Genomic DNA, 26,174 nt, shown 5'->3' on the forward strand with positions numbered 1-26,174 from the left:
GCAGCCGTTACAAAAGCGGTCGCGCATTCTACTTTACCCCACTCTAAATTTTGTTGATCTAGATCAAACGACAGGCCTGCAGGGCTTAATAAACCTGAGTTTTAGAGAAATGAAAAACACGAATAAACCCATTACAAAAGCCGAATACATCAAAGCAAAAGCAGTTTGGAAAGAGACGAAGGCACCTTTTTCAATGTTGTACATAAAAAAGTGTGTTACTGCGATTCAAATAATTTCAAATTTTGAGAGAAAAGTTGCTTTAAAACAAGGAATTAAAAATAAGCCCTTGGTTCGTTTGTCTAAATATGAGCAACAACACAATTTACGGCTCGTATTCACCCCAAAAGGTAAGGTCATCTTCTATTCTAATTTCCCGAAAAAGTTAGAGATTCGAAACGTAAAGCTAGGGGAGCTACCAGAACTCACCATTGCAAAAGCAAGAGAGCTTACGAAAACGATATTGGAGGGAAGAACGATATTCGCCGATTTAAACACTATTTTTAAAGAATATGAGCAGAACCTGACAAACCGACATTTACTCGCACCAACAAAGTTTGCAGCCGGTTCATTGAGAACATATAAGTGCAGAGTAAAAAAGCTTAAGCAGTACTTTAATATGAAAACGAGATTTCAAAGTATTACGGCAGGGGATCTTGAGCGAATCATTGATAAAATTATTGCTAGCGAATCCAACAACCAAGCCATAGAGCTATTTGCTCAAATAAGGCGTATATGGAAGTTTGCCAAAAATAAGTTTAACAATGGCCGTAATCCTGCTGCTGACATTGATGATTATTATGTTTCTGATCGAGTTGATACTCCCCGCCCGTGTCAAGCCTACACTGACTTAGATTCAATTGCAGAGTTGTGGATCAACCTTGCAACTACACCATGCATTCACCAGAAGAACGCAGCCAGGTTTATGATTTTAACAGGCTTGAGGCCTATCAACATTCCTCAAATGAAATGGTCATGGCTGAATAGTATTACCTTTCCGACCTTAATAACTTTTCCGTCATCCATCGTAGGTGTACGTGGTGAAATGAAAAACCAAAAAGAATACAGACTCCCACTAACAAAAATGATGCGTACTATTATCCTTGAACAAAGGGCATGGATGGAATCGGCACGACCTAATTGCAATCAAGAGTTCATTTTTCTGCAACCTCGCGACCCTATGAAGCAATTTTCTAAACGCTCCCTCGATAAAATTATCAAAGACTATTCTCCATTTGATGCAGTAAAAGGCGATATCGAACAGATTGTAATGAAAGGCTCTGCGGGTGCATTTTGTACTATGTGTAGAAGCTTTTTTAAATCCAATACAAAAGAGCTGTTAGTATCAAACGGCTACCACTTTAAGCATGCAGAAGACTTAACCCGGTTAGCACTTCATCATTTGAGAAAGTCTGATGATCCGAATGGGCTTAACTACGATAAATCTGAAGAGCTCTACGGCACTTCAACAAAACTTAAGTTTAATGTATTTAAGTTACACGAGGTCAGCATTTTAAAACGAGTCCATGAATTTCAAAGCTTAGAGTTAAGGCCTACAGCATTTCAGGTAAACCAACAAAAAATAATCAAAGATAAGGAACATAAGAAAGCGCTAAGAGAGCGAATTAAAGCATCTCTTGTCCATAAAGGTGCATACATTCAATTCATAAATCAGCCTTTTGGCGATACAGGAAAATCAGTTAAAGAGTTAATTCTGACTAAAGATGGTAGAACTGTAATCGAAAGTTACCTTGATGATATTGCTGTTTAAGCTAAATACTCATCCGAAAAGTATACTGAAAGAGCATATAGAAACTAAATAATGACTTAGCGTAAAGCCGGGTCATTTTTCGTACAACAGCAAAGGTGATGAACACTTTTCGCTCAAAAATAATAAATAGTATTGGCAAAAATAAATTTAACGGTAGAACGAAGAAAAGTATTGAATTTTGATGAACTTACAAAGAATTTATAAAAAGTACACAAAAATCGTTAAAAAATTTTATTAAAAAAAATTTAAAAAAGTTTAGTACCCAAAACATACTAATACACCACCAAAAAGCTCAGATTTGATAATAAGCTTATAAACGACATATCAGTAGCTTAAACAAAGCCATTTAATTTCACCACCAAAATGATCTTAGTAGTCATAGGCTTAAAGCCATAGCTGGCAAGGCTTCCCCCCTCTTGCAGCAATCAAAAAACTCATTCAACATAATAAAAAAGCGACAAAGTTAATTCATCCCAGATGAAATAATAAAGACTTAATAAAATATGAAAAAAACCAACAAGAAGTTTAAGAAAAATAAAATAAGCAGAATATTAGATAAAATTAGAAACCTATCTAAGATAACAAGTGAAAATGAGTCTGAGAAGCAAAGTGAAAGTGAGTGTATTAGCAAGTCGAAATTCGACAGTATTAAACCACCATATAGTGATAAAGATATTTTAATATTATCTGAATGCGCTGCAGCAATTAAATACCCAGAACCAGAACCAGGTCAACCAAAAAAAGATCATAGGAAATCTAAATATTGTAGCAAAAGCAAATTAAGGTTCGTTTTTAATTTAAATGGAATCGTGCAATTTTTTGCACACTATCCTGACCATCCAAAGTTAAAACAGCCTTTATTAGGTAACAATAGAACAATGACAGTCGCTGAAGCTGCAACTCTTAGCGCCTATATTTTAGAGAATCAGTTATATGGTCAAACGCTTGGAGAAGTTGCTGAACTGTATATAGAAGAATTAAAACAAGAGCAAAAGAGTGATCGTCGTTTATTTTCAGATGGAACCATTAGAACGTATTCATGCTACCTTAGAAAATTTTCAACTATCATTGGCGTTGATAAAAGGTTTATTGATATTACAAGTGATGATATTCAACTAGCATTTACGAAATTAAAGAGTGATCTTACAAGGGAATATGTAGAAACTATTTTCCATCGCGTTAAAGATTTATTTAAGTTTTCAATAGACAGGCTAAATTATAAGAACAACCCTTTTAATAATGTCAAAAGTTTATATTTATCTAAGAAAAGATGTGAAATAAGAAAGTATGAAGGCTACACAGATAATGAATCTACAGCAAAGCTATTAATCGCTCTGGAACACAACGAAAATAGAAATTTAGTAAATGCTTTAAAGCTTTGTATTTTTGCTGCATTAAGACCTCAGTGCGCTTGCACATTAAAGAGCAGCTATTTAGATAATTTAGATGATCCGAAGGTTTTGATAATACCAGGTAGTACCACAACAGAAAGAGGGCCAACAAAAAACCAACAAGAACAGAAAATAATATTAACCAGTGAAATGATAAAAGCCATAAAAGATCAATTAGCATATTCAAAAAGAGTATATGGTGAGATAAAAGAGTACTTGTTTGTAAGCATACGAAATCCTGAAAATCATTTACCATACAATACGCTTAGGGAGTTCATGCAGAAAAATGCACCTAAGAATATGGATAAGGCAAACCCTTATAAAATTAACAAGAAAGGCTCTAAAGGTTCTTGCTTAACTATGTTTAGAAAACTTGCTAAAACAAATGTAATGGTTGCATTAACAAATGATTATTCAACACTAACGGAAGCTGAAATTGACTCAAAAGAAATATTACACCACATAAGTAACTCTGAGAAAAAGCCATCAACAGAAGAAAAAAATGAAGCTGAAGCAAATAGGATGCTGCATATTTTACATACAAATCATGACCGCTCCGGAAGGCATTACACTTCCGCAGAGGAGCAACACGGGACGTACTCAAAAGAATCAAACAATTTATTCATGATGCATGAAAATGCAATCCTTGAAGCTATGAATAAAATAAAGAAAAGTAATGAAGAATATCAAACCATTTAAGTCTGGCGCATTATCTAACTCGTTTATGGACAAAAGTTTCTTAGCCCATTCGGGCGATACCTACCCATGAGTTTACTTTTGATAGCCCTAAAACCAGAACGGCACTACTTTTCAGGATGCCGAATCTGCAAGAAAATTGACAATAACTTGCACCTTGGGTATTTGTTAGTAATTTAATTCTATTCGATATATGCGCATAAGTATGCATTGAGCGCAAGTAAGGTCTTCTCAGCATTGTGCAAGACCTATGCTTTGCCGCTAACTGCTGCTATGTCGTGTGTGAATAGAATAAGGGGTGACTAGGATCACCCCAAGCATAGATACTTTATTCTACTCTTACATGTCGTTTTACTAGTTCCCTATACCTCTCATACTTTACCATTAGGTCTCGTTGAATGACTGCACCACCACTTATTATCCTATCTGTCATTACAATACCGTCTAAATGATCAATTTCATGCTGCAAAAGTTCGGAAAAATCAGGATCTATATTGGTCAACGAACATTGCTGTCCGCTCTCATCTGTATAGCGGATATCAATACTACAATGCCTTTCTACTTCCACAACAATATTAGGCATGCTCATACAATCATCCCAGACCACCATTTTCTCTGAGCTTGTACGGGTAATTTGAGGGTTAATTAATACTTGGGTGTCTTTTTTTATCCTAATAGCAATTATACGCTTGTTTATACCAATTTGCGGTGCTGCCATAGCTCTACCCCAGTCATGCTCAGACTGGAATTCTTTTAAAGCTACTATTAGTTGTTCAATCTCATCGGACAACTCAGGATCGTTGAAGTCAGCTTCCGCACTTGGAATATGTAAACTTGGTTCGCCAAAGGCTAGGATTTGCACTTTTTTCATCTGACTAATCTCTTGTTCAAAGTTGTTAAATACTATCTGTTGGTTTTTGCTGAGTTATGCTTGTTCAAATCGTTTTTCGTTCTCACTGTGTCTCTGTAACAATGATTAATGGTCTAGCATTGCTTGGAACGGCAGAAAACATTAAGCCAGCTAATCCAGCAGCTCCTGATGTATGACGCCACTTTATCATCTGAGCTTTCAATTTTTGTTCCTGTATAATTCACAACGACTTATTACTATTTTGGGTTGCTCAACGCGCTGTAATAGCTAAAGACAGCCCAAAATACAGGAAGAGAGATCCAACAAAGCGATTGAGCCAAGGTTTAATGATCCCTGAATGGTTAAGTTGGCTTGCGATTGCTGATGCTGTCCAAGCAACAATTAGGTTCCAGAGTGTGCCATTAATATTAAAAATAATGCCTAGTGTTAGCATTGCCATTGGATAGTTGTCGGAACTGGCGGAAATAAACTGTGGTAGAAAAGCAATAAAGAAAATTGCCACTTTGGGATTCAGAGCATTCGTCATAAAGCCCTGCCAAAAAATGTTCTTAAGGCTGGTTTCAGCAGCCACACTATCTTTTTGTAGATTCTTCTGTCGAGAAAAAATCATTTTGAAACCGATAAAAACGAGATAGGCTCCGCCCAACCATTTAACAACCGTGAACAATGTCGCAGACGAAGCGATAAGTGCTGAAATACCGACCGTTGCGCCGATCACATGGACACCACAGCCTGCGCCTATACCTAAGGCTGCAACGGCACCGCCTTTGAAGCCATTTGAAGCTGAACGACTGAGAATATAAAGAACGTCTGCGCCTGGGGTCATGTTTAACAACAGCCCAGAAATGATGAAAAGCATTAGGTTTTCTATGCCAAACATTTCTTATCCCCCTATGGATAATGGTCTAATTCAATGGTTTACTTTACTTGTTTTACTAGGATCTCTTGTGCCGTTAGGCCAGTGAGCTCCTGGAATAGCGCTGGCGCTGTGGCACCTTCGGTGTTAAAAACCAGTACGCTTGATTCGCGGTTGATACCGATTTCTTTCAATTGACCTTGTTTAGCAAGTTTGTTCAACAGCGCCAATCCTGCAACACCAGATTCACCACCAACAATTGGCTTATCGCCGTGTTCGCCATGAGCCAGTTGTTTCATTGCATCAATGGCATCTTCGTCATCAATTAAGGCAAAGAAGTCGACGCAGGGTTGCAAAAATTCCCAAGCAATTTTTGAGGTTTCACCGCAGGCCAATCCAGCCATCACAGAGTCAACAGAGCCAGTTGCTGATGCAGGCTTGCCTTGAATAGCGCTTTGGTACAAGCAGTTTGCTTGACTTGGCTCGACAACAATAAACGTTGGGCGATTCGAGCTGTATTGCTCCCAAAAATAACTGAATACTCCTGCTGCTAAACCACCAACACCGCCTTGAAGAATAATATGGGTTGGTATTTGTTGTTGCGCTTCGAGTTGTTCAGCCGTTTCCGCAGCCATCACACCATAACCTTGCATAACATCTCGAGGTATTTCCGTGTATCCTTCATAAGAAGTATCCGAGACGACAATCCAGCCATTTTCTTTCGCAATACGGTCTGCTTCTTCTACCGACTCATCATAGTTTCCAGTGATACGAACCATGGTTGCACCATATTCAGCAATGGCATCTTCCCTTTCTTGGCTTACTTGAGCATGTATCACTATGGTACAAGGGCACCCACTCGATTGTGCTGCTGCAGCTAATGCGCGTCCGTGGTTACCGTCAGTTGCACTGACCACAGCAAAGTCTGCAAGTTGTTCTCGGTATTCGCCCAGTAGAATTTTTTCCGCGTCGAGTGAAGGGAAATGTTTAAGGATTAAATTTATTAATGCATTGGGAGCGCCTAAAGCTTTAAAACTTCCTAGTTTGGAGCGTTTGGATTCATCCTTTATCCAAAGCATGTCTATGCCTAAAGCATGGGCGGTTCCCATCATTGAGCAGAGTGGCGTAGCATTGGCATTGAGTAAAGGCCAACTGGAAAGCCATTGCTTACTTTTCTGAGCCGTTTCTCTGTTTAGCACTCCCGCCAGTTCAACAGGATAAGGGGCATGTGTTGCATTTGGATTTTTAAATAACATAGTAACTTCTCTCAAAACGAATTATTGCTGGGTAGGATTCAGTAACGCTGCCACAGTAGCTAGAAGCACCTTTGCGCCTTGGACCAAATCTTCAGCTTCGGTGAACTCTTTAGGGTTGTGACTAATGCCATCTTTACTTGGTACAAAAATCATCGCTGATGGCGCAATGCGGGCTATCATTTGTGCGTCGTGACCAGCGCCTGACGTCATTCGGCGATGCGGGATATTGAGTGTATTGGCAGCTTGCTCGATTGCATTCACCAAGTGTTCGTCGAAAGTAACAGGATCAAAGCGAGCTAGTACTTCTGTTTCTATCGTGACACCTTCCTCTTGACGCAAGGCTTCTAGGTGTTCTGTTAACGCCTGCTCAGCTTCGTGTAAGGTCGAATTATCGGGATTACGTATATCGACAGTCAATTCGGCAGCTCTGGGGATAACATTAATCGCGTTCGGCTCGAATTTGATACTCCCAATCGTCGCTAAAGTGCCAGATTTACGTTGAGTGACATCACGTAAAAACGTCATGATAGATGCCGCTGCATAACCTGCATCATGGCGCATGGACATTGGTGTAGTCCCTGCGTGGTTGGCCTTACCCTTAATATAAATTTTTTGCCAGGAAATTCCCTGAAGATTAGCAACAGCTCCAATCTTAATACCTTCTTTGTCTAGAACTGGACCTTGTTCAATATGCAACTCAAGATACTGGCTCGGAACTAAAGTGCCTAACGGCATATCGCCATCGTAGCCAATACGTTGTAGTTCATCCCCCAAACGCGTACCATCTGTACCAACACTATTTAGGACTTGTTCTACGCTTAAGCCTCCTGCATGAGCAAGTGATCCCATCATATCTGGCTGATACCGGACACCTTCCTCATTCGTGAATGCCGCGACGATAATTGGCCGAGAAGGGACTATCTTTTTATCGCGAAACGCTTTAGTCACTGCCAATCCAGCTAATACGCCATAGCAACCATCCAGAGCTCCAGCATTGAACACACTGTCAATGTGAGAGCCAATCATTAAAGCATTGTGTTTTGTGTTGCCAGATTGATCTGGCAGTATGCCAAATATATTGCCGATTTCATCAATATGGACCACCAAGTCCAGTGCCTTCATCCATGAGACGACTTGGTCTCGACCTAGCTTTTCCGTATCCGTTAAGGCAATGCGTGAACGGCCTCCATTTACACTGTCTAAGCCAATGCTTCCTAAAGTCTCGATATGTTCAAGCAATGTGTTTGCATCTAATGTAAGTGCTGTCATATAAGCAATCCTATATTGCAGGGCGAATAGTAACTTTTGATATGACTAGTATAGTGAGACGTAATCGTATAAATTCTCTAAATAAACCACTCAAACGCAAATTTATTGCGTTATTTAGTCATTTAATTGGAAAGTATTGTGATTGAAGTTGATGAATTTGATTTAAAGATACTGCGAGCCATCCAAAAGGACGCCCGGATCGTCCAAAGCGAATTAGGTGAAGATGTAAATTTGTCTACGGCCGCTGTGAACAGACGCTTAAAGAAACTTAAGACTAATGGTGTGATCAAACAATACACGGCATTGCTTGATCAGGAAGCCTTAGGATTTGGTTTAACCATTATTGCGAACATTGAAGTCGAGTCAGAGCAAATACATGAACTAGACTCGACAAGACGTGATTTTGAAAATTGCCCGTACGTACAACAATGTTATTACGTGACAGGAGAATGGGACTTTGTGTTGATTTTTGCAGTAAAAAGCATGGATCAATACAACGAATTGACCCGAGAGCTGTTTTTCCAAAAGACTAACGTCAAACGTTTCAAAACCCTTGTCGCTATGTCCAAAGCGAAAGTTGGCGTGGGTATAGCGTTGTAGAGTAGCTACCTCGACCGTGTATAAAGTTAAACGTATCTAGTCTTGCATGTTCATTTTGAAACTAAAAGTACGGTATGCAATCCATAGGAACTAAGAATACCTCCGGAAGAGAATTGCTGCGGCATAGTAAACTTGGCCATATTGTGAGAGTTCAAATCATAAGGAAAAGTAAGTCGAAATACAGAGAATGAAATTAAGTTGAATTCTGTTCTGAAACACTTTGGGGCAATTGTGAGTTAATTAAACCAAGTGATTGTTGCTAGTAATTGCTAAATCACTAAATATTTATATTTTTTGTCAGGTATTTATAAGTAAAAAAAGTTGTAGTTGAGGCAACGAAACCTCCTACTCCATAATAAAAGGCTACTATTGCGGGTGGAGGAAACTGATAAAACACTATCGAAATGACCATTATTCCACATATAGAACCGACAATTGACATCGTATAGATGTTGAACAAATTTAACCTAAATAACAAAAGAGATGTTGGGTAGCCAATTATGAAGGTGATAGGAACAACAAATATTGGCAATATTAACAACAATAAATCAATCCATTGAAACGAATAATGATGCCATGTTACACCATCAATAGAAGTCTGAGGAGTATATCCTCCCAAAAGTGCAAGCGTTATCGTTGCCATAATTGAAGCGAGAACCAATGCTTTCAATATTGCTCTATTATTCATAATAGTTGTGGCCAGAACTTTCGATAAACAAAGACCGTAGCATACCTACATAAATTACTTAAGATAACTTCATTAAATTCCTCAAAGCTGTCCTTAGAGTAATTCGCCTTAACTCGTTTTGAGGCAATAACAAGTAAGCCTTCATCCAATAAACTATAAATTATCACCTAACAAACATACGTATTTGCACAGTACAAATGAGGAGAACCTGTGTGAAGACATTTTGTTTAGAGCTCGTACTTGGGTTAGTACGAGTCGGTGTGAATAGTATTTATTTGTTTATTTCACTTGCGATATTTTTGTGGGTTCTTGATTACCCCGAAACTTCTAGACTGGCGTCTGTTGACTTACTCGAAGGTTATGAGCAAATTATTTTGGCATACATATGTGCTGATATTTTAAGTTTCATAGAATCAAAATTACGAGACAAATACCTTTAATTCTAAGCGCCCTATGGGCGCTTTTTTAAATTCTGATATAACTACGATTTTACTCTCTTATAAACCGAAAAAGCGCCATAGAGGCGCTTTGGTGGACAAACATAGGAGGTTAGTAAAACCTTAGTAACACATACTCAAGCATCTTTTTCATGCTGGGTGTGTGCTTTTCTGCATAGAGATAGTAGCCCGTTGCACCCATTACAAATTTGGTGCAAAACAGGCTCATTACGATTAGCCAAACGAGATTTTCTGTGGTCTTAAGCTGATAAAACGTAAATCCAACACCACTGAATAGAATCAGTGAGATAACAATCTCTATACGATTGCGATAGATAAATGAGTGTTTAAAACTCATCAATTCCACCGCAAGAAATATCTATCCCCCAATCAGTATCATCAAATACAGAGAAAGAATCACAGTTTGTTGTATCAGAAAAATCACTGTTATCTGTGCCAAATACGTTGCCACCTATATCAACACAATTGCCATTATCAGCATCATTGATAGGTAAACCGGTTGCAGGATTAATCGATGTAGTCGTCATTTTTTAACCTCTTAGAGTGGGTGAGTTCTCTTTAAAAGTTAATGATTTTGTGATAAAAAACAAACTCGTTTGACTGCGAAGCTCAGCAACAAACAGTTTGGATTATCACTTTCTTCTTTTCTATTTATCTCACTATTCACAGACAATATTACTTTGTTTTGTTACGAAGTAGACTTACTTTTTCGTCTGAAAGACATCAAATCCAGCCTAATTCGGAACGAAATTAGGCAATAAAAAGCGTCTCAGAATGAGACCAATAAGTCGCGTAATGTGCCTTAGGCGAAGCCGAAGAAACATGGAGCAGCGCGAATGTACAGCTGGTCTGTACTCACCGCGATGATGTTTCGCCCTAGCGAAATTCGGTTGAAATTGGAACAAATTGAAAAGCGAACCACCTTTGCGATAGAAAAGTAAGCGATATGATGAAGGCGGATAATGGGGCACCCATCGCCTGTTCATAAAGCGGCATTGTGGCGGTGAGTACAGAGCGTAGCTCGGTACATTCGCGCTATGGCTTAATACGCTAGAGCGGTAGCTCGTCGAGTCAGCTCGTTGCGGAGCAACATCAGAGATGACGGGCGTTTTAAGCCATATGTTTGAACAACAACGTTGTGAAGACATCAGCTGAAAGCTGCCTGTTGTTGCGATAATCATCGCGACAACTCTGCCGGGCACGCGTACAAAGCATCCCGGTAGGAAAATCGGCAAACAATCGCTAAAAAGCGATAATTTGCAAGGTAGGTTGTTAGTTAAAGATTCAAACTAACAACCAAGGTCTTTAAACATGAAAAACATCCAAAACAACAATACCAGTAGCCAACTGCAGCTCGCCTACCCTCGCTTTTTTGATATTGATATGCGCTACTATGAAGGTGCAAACAATCATCAAAAGTTTAGCAATCGCCTGAGGCTCTCAATCCTCATTGCCATTCGATTTACAATCATCACACCAGGCCTTGTGAGTTGGCTTTATGCCATCTCACACCGATTAGCCTTAGAGCATTTAAATAGACTCACCAATGATGGCTTTTTAAAGCTCGTTAAAACACATCGCAGCCCCGATGGGCGCGTCTATGTTCCAACCTACAGTGCTGCAAAGTACGCTGAAGAAATAATGAATATTGATGTGTACTTCAGAGCGAATACCAACCCAGCTTTACAGTTTAACCATAACAACGTAATGCATAACTTAATTAACGCCTTCGTGATGCTAAGAGGTATTCACAATTATCACAGTGATGGCACCTACGCCCCCATGTGGCAAAGCTTTATCACTGAACCCGAATTCAAACGCGCCAATACAAGCACAGAGACCCGAACAGTCGATGGCGCAGTTCGCTTATTAGATGACTCAATTGCAGCCATAGAAGTCGAACACTCCTTCAAGAACAAAGCAGCACGGCAAGCCATTCTTTTAAAGTACCTAGCCTCACTTAAAAATGGCGACTACGACAAAGTGTTTTTATTCTCCCAATCGCAGCAAATTTTTGACGACATAAAACGCCTGCACGAACAATTATTCGAAGAAATGACAACTCGATTCGATAAGAAAACTCGCCACCCTCTCCTATCACCTGAAGATGTCGAGATACTGCAATCATCGATTATCTATCGAACCAAGCTATGTGATGAATTAAGTGAGAGGTTTTATGATGACTAAGTGAGTTTTCGGTGTGGGCAGTAGTCATAAGGGCATAACTAGTTACTGGACAAAACACGTTAGAGTATTTAAACAGTAACGCCAGCTTAAACGGTGAAAAATTATGGCGCATATTTTTGCGTGTCTTTGCAAAAAGTGCGACATAATTTTGAATCCGATTTCAAGCGTTTGTTAGGCGATTTGTTTAGGGATTGACTCGTGCAAAGCTCTTGCTATATAAGCATTCCTTCCTTTAGCAGAGTTTTGTTGAAGTGCGGAAGTTATAATAGAGCGGTGCGGGTCTTCCATATCACTTAAAGCCTCATCAAGAATCATCTCTATTTCTTTCAAGTGCATATTTAAGACTTCTTCATCCGTTCTTTTACTATCAACGTTATCAATCTCTTCAAGCATCATCATCAACTCTCGATGCTTGATTAAGCGCTCATGCAAACTACTACGAAACAACTGCTCAGTAGCCACCCTGCGTTTAACAGAAAAAAAGGACAAAGCGACCCCGAGCACTGAAGTCAAAACACCAAGGATTGCTAATATATTTGCAAATTCCATGTTAATTACTCACCCTTCCAAAGTCCCAAAATGGAACACAATCTACAACATGCCTATTGTATCTTTCTAGAGTGTGTATGATGAACACAAACAAAATACTTAGACCTGAATAAAGTTTTAAATCTGACAGTTGAGTGGACGAACCAGCACTAACAATTCCAAATACAACTGAAAAAATAATACTAACAAGTATACATAAACCAAGCATAGCAGCACTCCGCGAAGATAGCCCTATGGCAATTGAATACATTGAAGCTGTTATCGCCAATGTACTATCGGTAGGAGCCCCTTTCATCCAAAACTCTATGAGTAAAGGAAGCAAAGGCAAAAGCATGTGCAATAAAACACAGGTAAAAAAATCTCCCCATTCATTCGGAAGTGCGGGAATCCGTTTAGCCAAGATTATTTTTCCTTCTTTTTCGCTGCATTCTATAACACACCGATAACAACGTCTATAATACGGAGATTGCCTAACATGTTTATAGCGAGCTAATCGCGCGTTTTTCTACCACAGCGTAGCTCGTTTTTCTTATTAGATTATTTCTAACAAACTTCTTAACTAATTGCCATTACTACTAAAATGCAGTAATTCTAGCTTTTGTCTCAGGACAAAAACGAGCGATTGGGTCGTTTTCCTGACTATGCAAGCAATATGCTTTGACGAAATAGAACAGTAATTTCGAACGGCCGAAGCTCGCTCTTTTGAGTCATGCGCCTAAACACGTTTAGGGGCAAATACGCGTAGGCGAAAATTGGACAAAAACAATTTAGCGCCGAAGGATGACTCTGTGCCAAAAGCGAACCTTCACGCCGCACTAAGCGGACTAAAATTGTGGGTAATACTGTGGAGCGAAGCGGAACCAACTATTTTAGTTTCGTTTAAGTTAAGTTTAAGTGCCTTGTTATAGCTATATTCCGGGGATCACATTTGTTTTCATTACAAATTTAAGTAGTGAATATCTAATAATCCTTTCCATACCAATAAACGTAGGGGAACGCTTAATAGCTTTTTTCATATCTTTATCTTCCAACACAGGAGTTCCGTGATGTACTTCTTCATTGTTATTTAAATAATCAACTGACATCCAACCTGAAGGAGTTTTTCCTGCGTGCACATATTTACTTCGTAAATTATAAGCTGCTTTCAATCGTTGTTTGATATCAGATTTAGTTAATTTTGAAAAATCTTGTTGAGACTCAGTTCTCTCAAAAAATTCATCATCCAAACAATCGATTAAGAATTTACAGAATGCCTCTGAAATACCCATTAATTTTTTACTAACTTGCTTATGAAGTTGCTCTCCGTCCTCACCTAAAGTTTTCAACTTTTCTAGTAGTTCTTTACTGTTACTATCGAGGAGCTCATCAACGCTATATTTGAAATATGAAGCTAATATTTCACCAGCAGTAATTAAGCTTAGAAATGCAAGTTCTGGATTTTCTTCAACTATACGAAGTGATTGAACATAGAAACGTCCTGCATACCAAAAGGTCGACTGGGCATCAACAGTATCCTCATCATGTTGAAACAATACATTTTCTATTAATTTTATATTCTCAAGAGCTAATTCTATTTCATAATCAACTCTAGGATCAGAACTGTTTATAGTAAGGTTTTTATTGTGTATCTTGTGATTTGAATTGAGATCTGGGAGGTAAGCCCTGCCATGCTGTTGCAAAAGCCCATGTGAATCAAATACTTTTCCAAAAAGCACTGACATTGCAATACAAAAGTTCTCTCCAATTTGGCTATAATCAGGAACTACTATAGTATCATTTTTATACTCTGGAGTTTCTACTGTCACCTCTATGTACTGCTTGTATGTCCTCTCATCTCTTCTCGCCGATTTCACTCCTAAATTTTCATTGGCCACTACAGCTCTAAACACTTCATTTTCATAGTGCCCAACAAAATGAGATGGAGTAGAGATTAATAGCTTTGTAATATCTTTTCTGGGGATAGGAAGTGCCATATTTACTCCTTAGCTATAACGCCCGCATTTGCGGTTGGTTTGGAGCACAGCGGAAAACAAGTCCGACAACATGCGCTTGTTAGGAGCCATTAGCTAGCTTATGCCTGAATGCTGCATGGACGCCATTAAAAAAATCACTCAAATAATCTAATACCTCTTGGATTGTACTTAGTGCATCAGCATCCAAGTCATACGTTTCTATCAGCTCATCGTTTTGATCGAACATTAATACTAATTTTGCGGGCTTATCCTTATCGTCAAAAGCACCTTCAAACTTTGTCTTTTGAATCCGTGACTTTTTGGCATCCTGATGAGCACTGCCGGATTTTGGATACCTAAAAAACGTGCTTTTAGGGTCAGTTCCACTGACCATGTCAATTTTGGATTTAATATCCGCAGGCATATCCCAGCAAATTGTTTCTGGAAGTACACCTTTGCAATCTTCGTAAGTCACCTCGAAGTATGAATACAGGTCAGATAAGTTGTGGGTATTGTCCATAGGCCGCCACTTATCTCCGACTTTAATTGCTGGCCTGTCTAAACTGAATCCTTCACCGAATTCAATAGAATACTTCTTGTGTAGAATAAAAATCATTGACTTTAAAAATAACTCTATTGCATGTCGATGTAGATAACAAAGAGGGAGAACTCCATCCAAGGATGAACCATGCTCTTTTAGAATGTCAGCAGCATGCCTGAAATTACAGCCTGTAATACCAATGCCGCCGTCATAGTGAGTTACTGGTGGAGTAATTAAATAGTTCATCTAAAACGAGAGCCCTAACAATTTTATAGTGCGCCAATCGCGCATCTTTCTGCCGATGTTACGCGCATGTATTAATAAATCTATCTTTAACAAATAACGTAACACAATGCCAACTATAATATTTTTATTGACACTAAAGGTATTCAGAAAAAGAAAATACGCTCATCGCTCATTTTCTTGAATATATGTGTGAGCTACACAGTGCGGTAATCAATTAACTCTTATTTTAAGCAAAACTCAATGTTTAGCTATTTCTGAAAAATCGACATTTTGAGTATTTATTCCAACTCGTTTTGGGGCAGAAACAAGTTGAAATACTAGTCATGTTTCTAATTACATTAAATGATAAGTAAACAAAAAGGAGTAGCACGCTACTCCTTCATTGCCCTTTAGCCTCGCCTTACATTATCGTTGGCAATACGCTTTTGCATTACCACAATGGAAAAGTATATTTGCGTACAATTCCCTCACTAGTATTATCAGAGCGAACTCTGACTACCCAGATATTGAGTAGTGAGCCGGCAACGTGCGGCTCGCAGTGAATTTAGAGTAAGCGATTAAGGGCCTACATTTATTGTTTGGAGTATATAAATGGTGCAATGGGATCACTTAGCTTTGTAACTAAGTTGGCCTTATCTTTTGGGTCATCAAACCACGCATATCTAATGGCAGCGGGGTTACTAACACTCTCACTCCAAGCGACTAGTAAGTTACCAACAAGCCTAGTTTGTGCACTGTAAAATTTTCCTTGCTGGTCCCCTATCTCAATTCCAATGGCATTGGCTGCAACCGACTTATTTATCATAATTATATCTGTGAATCTGATCACAATTTGTGTGTTTCTAAAGCTAACCTTATCAATTGCTGCATCTACATATTGATTTATGTTTCCGTAAATCTTGTAGAGTATTGATCTTGCAATCCTTTCAGCTAAAGGGTGCTTTTTCTTAGGATGGACATCTTCGGCCTCACCTTGATCATAACTAACAACTAAAGAAACATTCGATAGTTCATTTGCAACTTCGCTTTGTAGTTGCCTGTACTCAGCCCATGGGCGGTTAAGTCCAGGTAATTGAACTATATAAAACGGTAGTGAAGGTTCATCCCAGGTTTGGCGCCATTCTTTAATCAGTGTTTTTAGTTTTAGTTTGTTTAAATCTTTTGAAAAGTAAGGTTCAAGCTTTTGCTTTTCAGTCATCGGTGCATTCGATTCACCTTGATACCAAATAACTCCTTTTATTTGAAAAGGTGAAAGAGGTTTAACACTTGAATCAAAAATAAAGCCTGGTTCATAGGGGTGATGTGCTAATTTTTTTAAAGGAAACTGCTCTGTCCATGAAGATAAATTATAGAGTGCTCGGTCTCTGCACCATGGCATAATACTCTTTATCCAGTCGTTAGCTAAAGGTGCCAATTCAGGGATAGAGGCTAACGTTTGTTTACTAATAAAGTTTTCAGTCATCGTACCGCCGACGGATATATTTATAATACCCACGGGGACATCTAACTCTTTTTGTAATTTAGCTGCAAAATAGAAAGCAACAGCCGAAAAAGTAGCATTGCTTTGTTGCGAACTCAGTTTCCAACCATCTGTTTTTAAATAATTAGATTTATTGAGCTTGGCTAATTTATCGACTGAAAAAACAACCTCATCAGGGTAAAAGTCATCGTTATAATAATCCAGCAAGCGAATCACATTATTACTCGATTTAGCTAACTCACTATCTGCACCAATAGTTTTACTAACTTCAAAGCGCATGTTTGATTGTCCTGCAGCCAACCATACTTCGCCAATGAGTACATCTTTAAAGACCTTATGACTATTAGATGTAGTAATAGTCAAATCACTTGCCTCGTAACCACCGTCCATGGCATCAAGTAATACTTGCCAGTCTCCATACTCATTCGCTTTAGTCGTTTTCAATTGCTTGGCATAACTAACTTCAATAACCTGCTCTGGTTTAGCCTTGCCCCAAATAGGTATGGATTTTTTTTGCTGTAAAATCATATGGTCACTAAATACACTCGGCATTTCCAAACAAAACCCGGATGTAATAGAGCTAATAATTAAACTTAAATACAAAATCACTTTAAATTTAGTCACACCAAGCCTCTGTATTAACTTACTTTATTAGCAAATGATTTAAAGTTAATCGCCTCAAGCTCAGCTGACATTGCTTTAAACTCATCATCAGAAAGGTTTTGGAATGGAGTACGGTTACCACCTAAATCCAAACCTATTACTTTCATAATTTGTTTCCCCGCAACGATATTGCCTCTAAACTTTGCGATAACATCAATTAAATCAAGTGACTGATATTGAAGCTGTTGTGCTTTTTCCAAGTCACCCTCAGCAAACGCTTTCCTTATACCTGTATATAAGTCAGCGGCATAGTTAAATGTGCCACCTATACAACCAGTCGCTCCACCAAAGGCTAGTGAAGGAAGCAGTGTTTCATCTTGTCCATGCAGCATATCGTACTTGCCATTTTCATAGCGTCTGCACTGTGTATACTCGTATAAGCTTTCGAAAGTATATTTAATACCTGCAAAATTAAGAATTCTGTTATCTACAGCTTTTAATAAAGCAAGCATAGAGATGTTTACACCGGTAAAGGCCGGAATATGGTAATAGTAAAATGGCAGTTCAGGGGTTACTGAAGCGATTTGCTCACAGTATGCTGCTAACTCTTCAACACGATTGATCTTTGGAAAAAGTGGCCCCATCACACTCGTTGCATACGCGCCAATTTCAGCTGCATGCATAGCAAGCTTTTGGCTAGTACGAACACTATTAGTACCAACATGAACGATAACTTTAAAATTCTCAGGCGCGGCATTTACCCACGCTTGAGCACAATCCATGCGTTCTTCATCAGTTAATAAATGCCCCTCGCCTGATGAGCCATTAACAAAAACACCTGATACTCCATGATTTACCAACATTTCAATATATCGAGGGATAACTGACAGGTTGATACTGCCATCGTCGTTAAACGCTGTGAATGGCGCGTTGATTAACCCATTAATTTTTTGCATTTTGTTTCCTTATTAATAAAACTGTTCACCCTGGATCCAGGTATTTTTGACGTGATATTCACCGTTACTTTCTTGCCCGAGCAACACAAAATTAGCATCAGCACCAACAGCTATTTGTCCAATAGATGTCGCTAATCCTAGGAGTTGTGCAGGGTAACGGCTTGCCATGTTTATTGATTCAGCAAAAGACGTGTTCAGCATTTTTCGGCTATTATTCACAGCGCTAATCATGTCTAATGCTGAACCAGCTAATTGACCTGTATGACTTACAAGCTTGTCTTGTGCTAATGAAATTTGATGACCATCAAAGTGAAAGGCTTGCTGCTGACTTCCGATAGTCGACATTGCATCTGTGACTAAAATTAGTTTTCCCTTCGGCTTTGCTCTGTAAGCGACTTTCGCGACTGCAGGGTGAACATGATGACCATCTAAAATTATTCCAGTCCAGCATCGGTCATCACTAAGTGCCGCCCCGACCATATTTGGATCTCTTGAAGTTAGCTGCGACATTGCATTGAATAAATGTGTGAAGCCAATAGCTCCTGCTTCGATACATTTAACAACATCTTCATATTCAGCATTTGAGTGACCAAGGCACACAATGACCTCATGTTCGACAAGATAACTAATTTGGGCCGGTGAAATTGATTCTGGAGCCACAGTTACCATTACTTTCCCTAAGTCATTGCGACAATATATCTTCAGCTCATCTTCTGTGATCTTGCGAATGTGTTGACTATTGTGGATACCCTTTTTAACGATGCTTAAATGAGGGCCTTCAAAGTGAACACCTGCGATACCTGGTATTTCTTGCTTAATAGCTTTACTGACAATTTCAGCAGCCTCTTGCAATTTTGCAATGTCACTTGTGATCAAAGTTGGCAATAGGTTTGTTGTGCCAAACATTGCATGCGCTTTAACCATTTTTTGTAGGGTCTCTAACGTTGTTTCATGGTTAAATAATGCACCGCCACCGCCATTAACTTGAGTGTCAATAAAGCCCGGTACCATGACACCATCTAGCTCAATACAAGGCTCATGGTAGTAAGTAACTATTTCTGCGACTTTGCCATTAACAACCCTTATTGCTTTATCATCATGAAATTGCACACCATCAAAAAGTTGAGTAGGTTTAAAAATCATCGGTCTTCCATTATTTGTAATGTGGGCATACCGCCCACATCTGAACTGAGCAAGGTTAGAAGTTAAGCTTTAGGCCCGCATAAAATGAACGACCATATAAGTCATAAGCGGTACCGTTAGTTAGCGTACCAACCTGATAATACTTATGGGTTTGCGTAAGCTGTGGAGGCTGTTTATCAAAAACATTTTTAATGCCAAAATAGGCGTTAATTGAGTCAGAGAAGCTATAGCTGATTCGCGCATCATGATATGTACGAGATTCAATCTCATTTAACTCATCTGTCATCAAGGTGTTGTCGTTACGGTCTTTAGTGCTGTCCCAATAACGTAATTGCCAATAAAGATTAAAGTTTTCGATACTATATGAAGCGTTGATATTAAAGCGTAGTTTTGGAAATAACACTTCACCTTCAAGATGCTGTGTATCGCCAGATTCTATACCCGTAATGCTGTATTCATCGATGTAGTTGGCAGCTAACCCAAGATATAAATCACCGACATCTAAGTTTGTTTGATACGAAACATCTAAATCAATACCACTGGTTTTGATAATGTTTTCATTACCTGAAGCTGAGTTAACATCTAGTGCGGCACCTGAACGGCCATCACGACGAACTAACCCTCCACAATTTGCATCAAATTCACTAGGGTCAACACTGTAACAACGATTTAAAATAACTGTGCGGTCTGTTTTAGCAATTGCGTCATCAATTTCTATATCGTAATAATCAATCGACATCTGTAAGTCGTCTAACCACTCAGGTGTTAATACGATACCTAACGTTAGCGTGTCAGCTTTCTCTTCTTTTACGTTTTCAGAACCACTTAATAGACCTGAAGTATTCTGGCTTTCAACTTGTGTAAGAACAAATGCTCCATCGCTATCAATACGGTTTTGGATTGCACTTATAGAACGACAGTTATCAGCAATGTTGCCAGTATCTGCATTGCTAATACCATTACATGGGTCTACAACAAACGCTGCTGTTGCGGTACCACCTGCGAAAAGGTCACTCACATTAGGTGCTCTCACTGCTGTTGCTAAAGCACCACGCAATTTAATTGAATCTGAAATTGGAGCATCGATACCAATAGTCCAGTTAGTCGTGGTTCCAACAGATGAGTAATCACCTACGCGTAAAGCAAAATCAAGATTAAGTTGCTCTAAAATTGGAACGTGCAGTTCAGCAAAAACGTCAACAACATCAAATTCCCCTTTTGTTTTTGCAATTCGACTACCACGCACTATTCCTGCTTGTCTTAATGGATCTGGAGTCTCTTGACCTTTTTCTTTACGGTACTCAACACCAGCAGCAAAACCTAGGTTGTTTACATCATCACTGAAAGCAAAATCAATATCGCCAGCAATGACTGATGTCACAACATATTGTTCGATTGAACCGTTTAACCCTGTATCTGCTGCAAGATAATTTACGGCCTCTTGCGAGATACCATCATATGCAAATGGATTAAATGGGACACAGCCACTAATGCGAGCAATATCATCGGCACATTGATATCCGCCGGCTCCGTCACTTTCAATATCCAAAGCATAACGAGCACGTTCAAGGTTGATATCACCATGATTTTTTTGGTTTTGATCTGTAACACCATAGGTGGCGCTAACATTCAGATAAATACTATCTGTAAGGTCATATTCGTAATCACCTGCAACGCGAAATGTCGAACGCACATTTTCAGCACCACGGTCACCGAATTCATATAATCGACGGAAGGTTAAGCTCACATCGTCTAGATTAGTTATACCATCTTGCAATAAGGCATTACCTAAATCAGTACCTGCAAACCAAGGGTGCGTCGCAATATCTATCCCTGTAGTGCCACCACGTGATAACTTGAAGATATCGTTGCGTGTATCAAGAGGAATAGGTTCCATGCGAGTGCGTGACTCAACTCGCGAGTAATTTGCGGTAAAGTTAAGACGTGATTTATCATCCAAATCAAGTGATAACCCCGTTGCAGCAAATGTTCTATTCAATGGAGTGATCATTGAACGGTATTCATGGAAATTAAATGCATCTGATGTTTCAACATCACCAGTTCGTACAAATGGAGTGCCATCACCTTTATAACCACCAATTCGGCCTTCAGGGATATGTGATGAACCAACAAACTGCGGCGTATCAGCCAGACCATCACCATCGGTGTCAACAGAGTCTAAATGAACACTTGAATAATCTCGGTCTGTTGCTTTTAGACCTTCATCATCAGAATAACCTAGTGAGAACCAAGCATTTCCGCTATCGAAGTTATGGCCCACTGTAAACTCTAAGTCTGTAGTACCTGCGGCACCGGCTTCTGTTTCACCCTTTTGTAATTTAACCGCTACGCCATCAAAGTTCTTTTTCAGAATAATATTCACAACACCTGCGATTGCATCTGAGCCATAAGCTGCAGATTGACCACCGGTTAATACTTCAACACGTTGAATCATTGTTGTAGGAATAGTATTTAGATCTACACCATACCCTGAACCAACAGACATCCCTGACACATAACGTTTACCGTCAACTAAAACTAGCGTTCTTGAAGAGCCTAAATTTCTTAACGCTATAGTATTCAGGCCACCATCCTGCTCACTTGAGTTTGAACTTGAAGATGTTGTATCACCAACAATTGATGGAATTTTACCGAGTAAGTCACCAACGTTAACGGCACCTACCCCCTCGATATCATCAGAATCTACAACTTTGATAGGTGATGGAGATTCGAAATCACCTTTTCTAATGTGTGAACCTGTTACTAGGATTTTTTCAACCTCTGCTGTTGCTTCAGGTTGCTCCTCTGCAAATGCAAAGTTACTTGCTGCAGCTCCAACACAAATGCTGAGGAGCGATTTTGAAAATAGCGTGGTCAGTTTATTACTCATGTGATGTACCCCGTTGATAGATTATGATCAGCTTTAAGCTGTATTATTGTTAACCTGTTATACCAGCATACCAACTGTTCGGTTTTTGTCAAAAGGATCTAACAGAAAAAATACGATATTTTTATAATGGATTGATATGTATGGAATTTAAAAGCAGGCTATCATGGAGAAAATCCATTGATAGCCTACTGGAAGGGGAAGATTAATTAACTGCGTTGATATTTAAATTGATAAATTTAATATGAGTGCTGCCTGTAGCCTCATACAAAACTGCTATTGTTCCATCATTTAGCGTTATGATGTCAGAGTATGCACTGAAGCCATAAACGATTTGAGTAGGAGAGTTAAAACTCACCCCTTCGTCTTCGCTGACCCATATACCTAAATCATATCGATTAGCACCTGCAGGGTTACCAATTGGTGCCGACACTAAAATCTTATTCTCTGCATCTCCCTGAATAGTCGAACTAAAGCGTGTAATACCAATATCGACTTTAGACACAACAAGATCATGAGTTGTTTGCTGCCAAGTAATTCCGCCATCATTACTTAAAAAGTGATAACGAGTACCGGCTGCAGAGCCATCATTTCTGGCTGTCATCAAAATTCGACCGTCATTTAGCTCAACAAAGTCTGCTTCTGTAGGCCCTGAGATTGGGGTTAGATTTCCTTTATCCCAACTTGCTCCATTATCATCGCTGAACACACTCACAACATAAAATAAACTATCTGAGGCACGCACAATAGCAGGGAAAATAAGTCGCCCATTGTGACTTCCTTGCGCTGAAGACTGCCATTTTAGTTGTATACCATGACCTGGGCCGGCATTAATTGAACGCCAAGTAGGGTCTTTAACTTCATCACTAACGTTAACGGTATTTGACCATGTTTGTCCGTTGTCAGTGCTTGATTTAAAAAGTAGGTAGTTAGGATCATCTGGACCTGTACAGTTGCCATTTTGTGCGCACAAATCGAGCCACTGAGTGTAAAAAACAAATATAGTGTTAGTTGACTCATCAACTAAAGGTCTAGGGTCAGAAAAATCGTATTGTGAACTTTCTTCGATAATTTGCACCGGTTGCCAAGTTTTCCCTAAGTCTAAAGAGCGCTTGAGTGAGATATTTATTAAACCACTTGCACCAGGATCAGCTCCATTAGGACGCCCCTCACTAAAGGCTAAAAGCGTATTATCTTGAGACTGCACAATAGATGGTATGCGATAATTAGACATACCATTGATACCTTCAGATCCACCTACAAATACACTGCTAAGTGCTATCGGTTGAGTACTGTCAGTTACTTCAAAGCGTACATTTTTATAATTTGCAACACCACTTGTGCCTGATGAGCCATTACCAAAGACAATGACATTTTGATTTGATGCTGAGCCTGACCAACTAGTTACCTTTTCACCATCAAACCAAAAAGTGGCTTGTTGAGAACTTGCATCATAGTTTACTTCATAGTCATGATATTGATCTGAGCCTTGCTGCGAAACTAGCGTGTATTGTGCATCACCCTCAACATCAGCAACGAGTGCACCACTTGAATCAATTTTCAAATTAACTAAGTAACGCTTATTACCATTTGCATAGTAATTTGTAATATAGGAACCAGACAGGACTTTAACTGTACTAGACATAGACCAGCCATAATTTGTCGCGTCTAAGTTTGTTTGTGAATCAGGAATAACTTCCCACTCGGCTTTACCAGCACTACCATCGGCTTGCCATACAGTATCACCATTATCATCTAGCAAACTACCTTGCCCTTGAAGGGTGGAGTCATTTGTCCAACCTAACAAATCAGGCGAAGCATCTAAGTTGCTATTAAATAGAGCAACAACATTATTTGGGCGAGTTTTTAAGGCTGCTTCAGCTTTACTTAATATAGAAGAATAGATTTCAGTACTTGATATTTCTCCAGAGAAATACCATTGACCGCCACCATTATCTTCGTTTCGACCTATGTTCATAGAACTTAGGCTGTCGACACTATTTAAAAATGAAGTCGATGAGTTTTGAGCTAGCAATTCACCGTCTACGAGAATGCTAGTACCATTTTCATCAGTTAAAACCACCGTTTTATGTTCACGGTTATCATTAAACGCCTTTGTTGTTTTCAAGTTATTTATGAAGGCGCCATTTTCCCTGGCATGGATGCGTAATGTACCATCTCCGTCGATTACTAATGCATATTCGCTAGATGCCTCGTTCGCATTGGATACGCTGAACAATGTTCCAGTTGTGCCTGTTGCTTTAAAAGCTGAATAAATACTGCCTTTAGTTAAGGAGTTAACTAGATCTAAATCAGAATCAAGTGATACATACGTAGAAGATCCATTAAAACTAGTTGTTGATGTGTCCCATTGCTTAACAAGTTCAGCATAAGCTAATGAGCTATTTAGGAGTAAGAAGCTAGTCGTTAAAAAGCTAGCTCCGATCGTATTTCTCATGTTTTCCTCACATTCTAATAAAGCCCTTACAATGAAGGGGTAACTTTATTACGTGACTAAACAACAAAATTAGTTACGCAAAGTGGTTGTCATCACAACAGCAAAAGCGTGAACCTTTATATGAGACACTGGTATAATAGGTCAACAGTTACACCTTTAGAATACGAAAAAATTCTTAATGTTTATTTTTTGTTAATTATTAATGCTCGATATATGGCCGGCGTTCTCTCTACAGCTTTAATCTCTCCAGATAACCAATATACAAACTTCTGATCTAAAACCGTCTGTAATGGCCCTGCGCCACCATAAAATGGCACACGTTTATTCAAAGTAAGCCATTCATTATTTGGAATATTGAAAATAAATTGCTGGCGGCTGAAGTTAAATTCCTCAGGTGACATTGCAAAATATTTTTTCTTAAAATTAATTAACTCTTCACCTTCCAACGTAGTGAGTTGTTTTAAGGCATCATCAAATACCTTTTTATTCACCCCACCCAAGATCAAAACATGCTGGTCATCCAAAGCTAATGCGCTTCCCCCTGCCACAGAGAAAGGTTTTCCACTAAAGGTTATTTCAGATAACGCTTGCCAATTGAGTTGCTCGAAGTCAAAACTGTAACTATCTGTTAGTACATGAGAAGTACTATTTGGTGTTTGGGCAATACCAGAAAAAATATAAAACTTGTTAGCAATTCTTGTGCTTGCAAATTGCACTCGGGGTAAGCCTGGAATAGAAGTAACTTCGCAAGCACTTTTAGAGAAGGAATAACGACACATTTGTGCTTGGGCTTTTCCATCCCAATTGCCAGCAAACAAATATAACTCATTATTGAAAATATCAGCCGCACCATTTGACCATGTAAACGGCAAAGTAGTAATTTGACGAGTATGTACTTGAAGCTGACGATCAAGCGTTAGCTCAAGTACGACATTCATATCTCCATTTTCATTCTTACCACCAACTAGCCATAAGCCATTCTCTGTTTTGATCGTCGCTCCATATGCCTGAGGAACTGGTAATTGGCCTTGTGCAACTAGGTCAAAAGCTCCATTTTGAATATCATACACATACACGTTGCTATGAAAGACTTTGTTTGCCTTATCAAAAACAGGATGTCCATTCGGAAAGTTTGCTCCACCTGCAATGACTAAGTAATGATCTATTATTCCTGTAAACATAGCGGATAATCCAATAGGCTTACCTTGGCTATCTTTACTTTCTAACTCCGCTACTTTCTGCCACTGTAAATCGAATGTTTGCTTATATAAATCCTTTGCCATTAGATTCTTTGATATCAGCAAAGTAAAGCCTAAGAT

General features: G+C 39.0%; 20 protein-coding genes. 4 read left to right on the plus strand and 16 right to left on the minus strand.

The window, feature by feature from the left end:
* Positions 1 to 109 precede the first annotated feature (109 nt).
* Together AOG26_RS11260 and AOG26_RS11265 are read left to right on the plus strand one after the other, a co-directional pair.
* Positions 110 to 1,768, plus strand: coding sequence for a tyrosine-type recombinase/integrase (locus AOG26_RS11260; RefSeq protein WP_054562571.1), 1,659 nt, complete (start codon positions 110 to 112; stop codon positions 1,766 to 1,768).
* Positions 1,769 to 2,271: 503 nt separating this feature from the next.
* Positions 2,272 to 3,858 carry a hypothetical protein gene (locus tag AOG26_RS11265; protein ID WP_054562572.1) on the plus strand — a complete coding sequence of 529 codons (1,587 nt, stop codon included), beginning with the start codon at positions 2,272 to 2,274 and terminating at the stop codon, positions 3,856 to 3,858.
* Positions 3,859 to 4,183: 325 nt separating this feature from the next.
* On the opposite strand, the gene AOG26_RS11270 is transcribed toward AOG26_RS11265, so the two are convergent.
* The 4 genes from AOG26_RS11270 to AOG26_RS11285 form a co-directional block, all read right to left on the minus strand.
* Positions 4,184 to 4,726: a peptide deformylase gene (locus AOG26_RS11270; RefSeq protein WP_054562573.1), complete on the minus strand. Its 543-nt coding sequence runs from the start codon at positions 4,724 to 4,726 to the stop codon at positions 4,184 to 4,186.
* Between the two features lie 250 nt (positions 4,727 to 4,976).
* Positions 4,977 to 5,606: a LysE family translocator gene (locus tag AOG26_RS11275; RefSeq protein ID WP_054562574.1), complete on the minus strand. Its 630-nt coding sequence runs from the start codon at positions 5,604 to 5,606 to the stop codon at positions 4,977 to 4,979.
* A gap of 38 nt (positions 5,607 to 5,644) precedes the next feature.
* Positions 5,645 to 6,838, minus strand: coding sequence for a diaminopropionate ammonia-lyase (locus AOG26_RS11280; protein WP_054562575.1), 1,194 nt, complete (start codon positions 6,836 to 6,838; stop codon positions 5,645 to 5,647).
* A 21-nt stretch (positions 6,839 to 6,859) separates the two neighbouring features.
* Positions 6,860 to 8,107 carry a Zn-dependent hydrolase gene (locus AOG26_RS11285; protein WP_054562576.1) on the minus strand — a complete coding sequence of 416 codons (1,248 nt, stop codon included), beginning with the start codon at positions 8,105 to 8,107 and terminating at the stop codon, positions 6,860 to 6,862.
* A 138-nt stretch (positions 8,108 to 8,245) separates the two neighbouring features.
* Between AOG26_RS11285 and AOG26_RS11290 the strand changes: the two genes are divergently transcribed.
* A complete protein-coding gene (locus AOG26_RS11290; RefSeq protein ID WP_054562577.1) occupies positions 8,246 to 8,707 on the plus strand; it encodes an Lrp/AsnC family transcriptional regulator in 462 nt (153 codons plus the stop codon).
* A 1,237-nt stretch (positions 8,708 to 9,944) separates the two neighbouring features.
* Here AOG26_RS11290 and AOG26_RS11305 read toward each other — a convergent pair.
* Both AOG26_RS11305 and AOG26_RS11310 read right to left on the minus strand, forming a co-directional pair.
* Positions 9,945 to 10,190, minus strand: a complete 246-nt coding sequence (locus AOG26_RS11305) for a hypothetical protein (protein ID WP_054562580.1) — start codon at positions 10,188 to 10,190, stop codon at positions 9,945 to 9,947.
* Positions 10,180 to 10,380 (minus strand): hypothetical protein, encoded by a 201-nt coding sequence (locus AOG26_RS11310; RefSeq protein ID WP_054562581.1) that lies wholly within the window; start codon positions 10,378 to 10,380, stop codon positions 10,180 to 10,182. The genes AOG26_RS11305 and AOG26_RS11310 overlap by 11 nt, the downstream gene beginning before the upstream one ends.
* 784 nt (positions 10,381 to 11,164) lie before the next feature.
* Between AOG26_RS11310 and AOG26_RS11315 the strand changes: the two genes are divergently transcribed.
* Complete coding sequence (locus tag AOG26_RS11315; protein ID WP_054562582.1) at positions 11,165 to 12,040, plus strand: hypothetical protein; 876 nt, start codon at positions 11,165 to 11,167, stop codon at positions 12,038 to 12,040.
* Positions 12,041 to 12,211: 171 nt separating this feature from the next.
* Here AOG26_RS11315 and AOG26_RS11320 read toward each other — a convergent pair whose 3' ends face one another.
* The 10 genes from AOG26_RS11320 to AOG26_RS11365 form a co-directional block, all read right to left on the minus strand.
* Complete coding sequence (locus tag AOG26_RS11320) at positions 12,212 to 12,589, minus strand: hypothetical protein (RefSeq protein ID WP_054562583.1); 378 nt, start codon at positions 12,587 to 12,589, stop codon at positions 12,212 to 12,214.
* A 1-nt stretch (position 12,590) separates the two neighbouring features.
* A complete protein-coding gene (locus AOG26_RS20790; protein ID WP_054562584.1) occupies positions 12,591 to 12,989 on the minus strand; it encodes a hypothetical protein in 399 nt (132 codons plus the stop codon).
* Positions 12,990 to 13,497: 508 nt separating this feature from the next.
* Complete coding sequence (locus AOG26_RS11330; RefSeq protein WP_054562585.1) at positions 13,498 to 14,562, minus strand: HEPN domain-containing protein; 1,065 nt, start codon at positions 14,560 to 14,562, stop codon at positions 13,498 to 13,500.
* A gap of 79 nt (positions 14,563 to 14,641) precedes the next feature.
* A complete protein-coding gene (locus AOG26_RS11335) occupies positions 14,642 to 15,328 on the minus strand; it encodes a hypothetical protein (protein WP_054562586.1) in 687 nt (228 codons plus the stop codon).
* A 571-nt stretch (positions 15,329 to 15,899) separates the two neighbouring features.
* On the minus strand, positions 15,900 to 17,432 hold the full coding sequence (locus tag AOG26_RS11340) for a sialate O-acetylesterase (RefSeq protein ID WP_152966960.1): 1,533 nt from the start codon (positions 17,430 to 17,432) through the stop codon (positions 15,900 to 15,902).
* Between the two features lie 14 nt (positions 17,433 to 17,446).
* Positions 17,447 to 18,367 carry a dihydrodipicolinate synthase family protein gene (locus AOG26_RS11345; RefSeq protein WP_054562588.1) on the minus strand — a complete coding sequence of 307 codons (921 nt, stop codon included), beginning with the start codon at positions 18,365 to 18,367 and terminating at the stop codon, positions 17,447 to 17,449.
* A 12-nt stretch (positions 18,368 to 18,379) separates the two neighbouring features.
* Positions 18,380 to 19,510: an N-acetylglucosamine-6-phosphate deacetylase gene (nagA, locus tag AOG26_RS11350; protein WP_054562589.1), complete on the minus strand. Its 1,131-nt coding sequence runs from the start codon at positions 19,508 to 19,510 to the stop codon at positions 18,380 to 18,382.
* 55 nt (positions 19,511 to 19,565) lie between these two features.
* On the minus strand, positions 19,566 to 22,400 hold the full coding sequence (locus AOG26_RS11355) for a TonB-dependent receptor domain-containing protein (RefSeq protein ID WP_054562590.1): 2,835 nt from the start codon (positions 22,398 to 22,400) through the stop codon (positions 19,566 to 19,568).
* A 202-nt stretch (positions 22,401 to 22,602) separates the two neighbouring features.
* On the minus strand, positions 22,603 to 24,855 hold the full coding sequence (locus AOG26_RS11360) for an exo-alpha-sialidase (RefSeq protein WP_054562591.1): 2,253 nt from the start codon (positions 24,853 to 24,855) through the stop codon (positions 22,603 to 22,605).
* A 182-nt stretch (positions 24,856 to 25,037) separates the two neighbouring features.
* A complete protein-coding gene (locus tag AOG26_RS11365; RefSeq protein ID WP_054562592.1) occupies positions 25,038 to 26,138 on the minus strand; it encodes a cyclically-permuted mutarotase family protein in 1,101 nt (366 codons plus the stop codon).
* Between the last annotated feature and the right edge of the window lie 36 nt (positions 26,139 to 26,174).

It is taken from the genome of Pseudoalteromonas sp. UCD-33C, assembly GCF_001306895.1.
Lineage (GTDB): Bacteria > Pseudomonadota > Gammaproteobacteria > Enterobacterales > Alteromonadaceae > Pseudoalteromonas.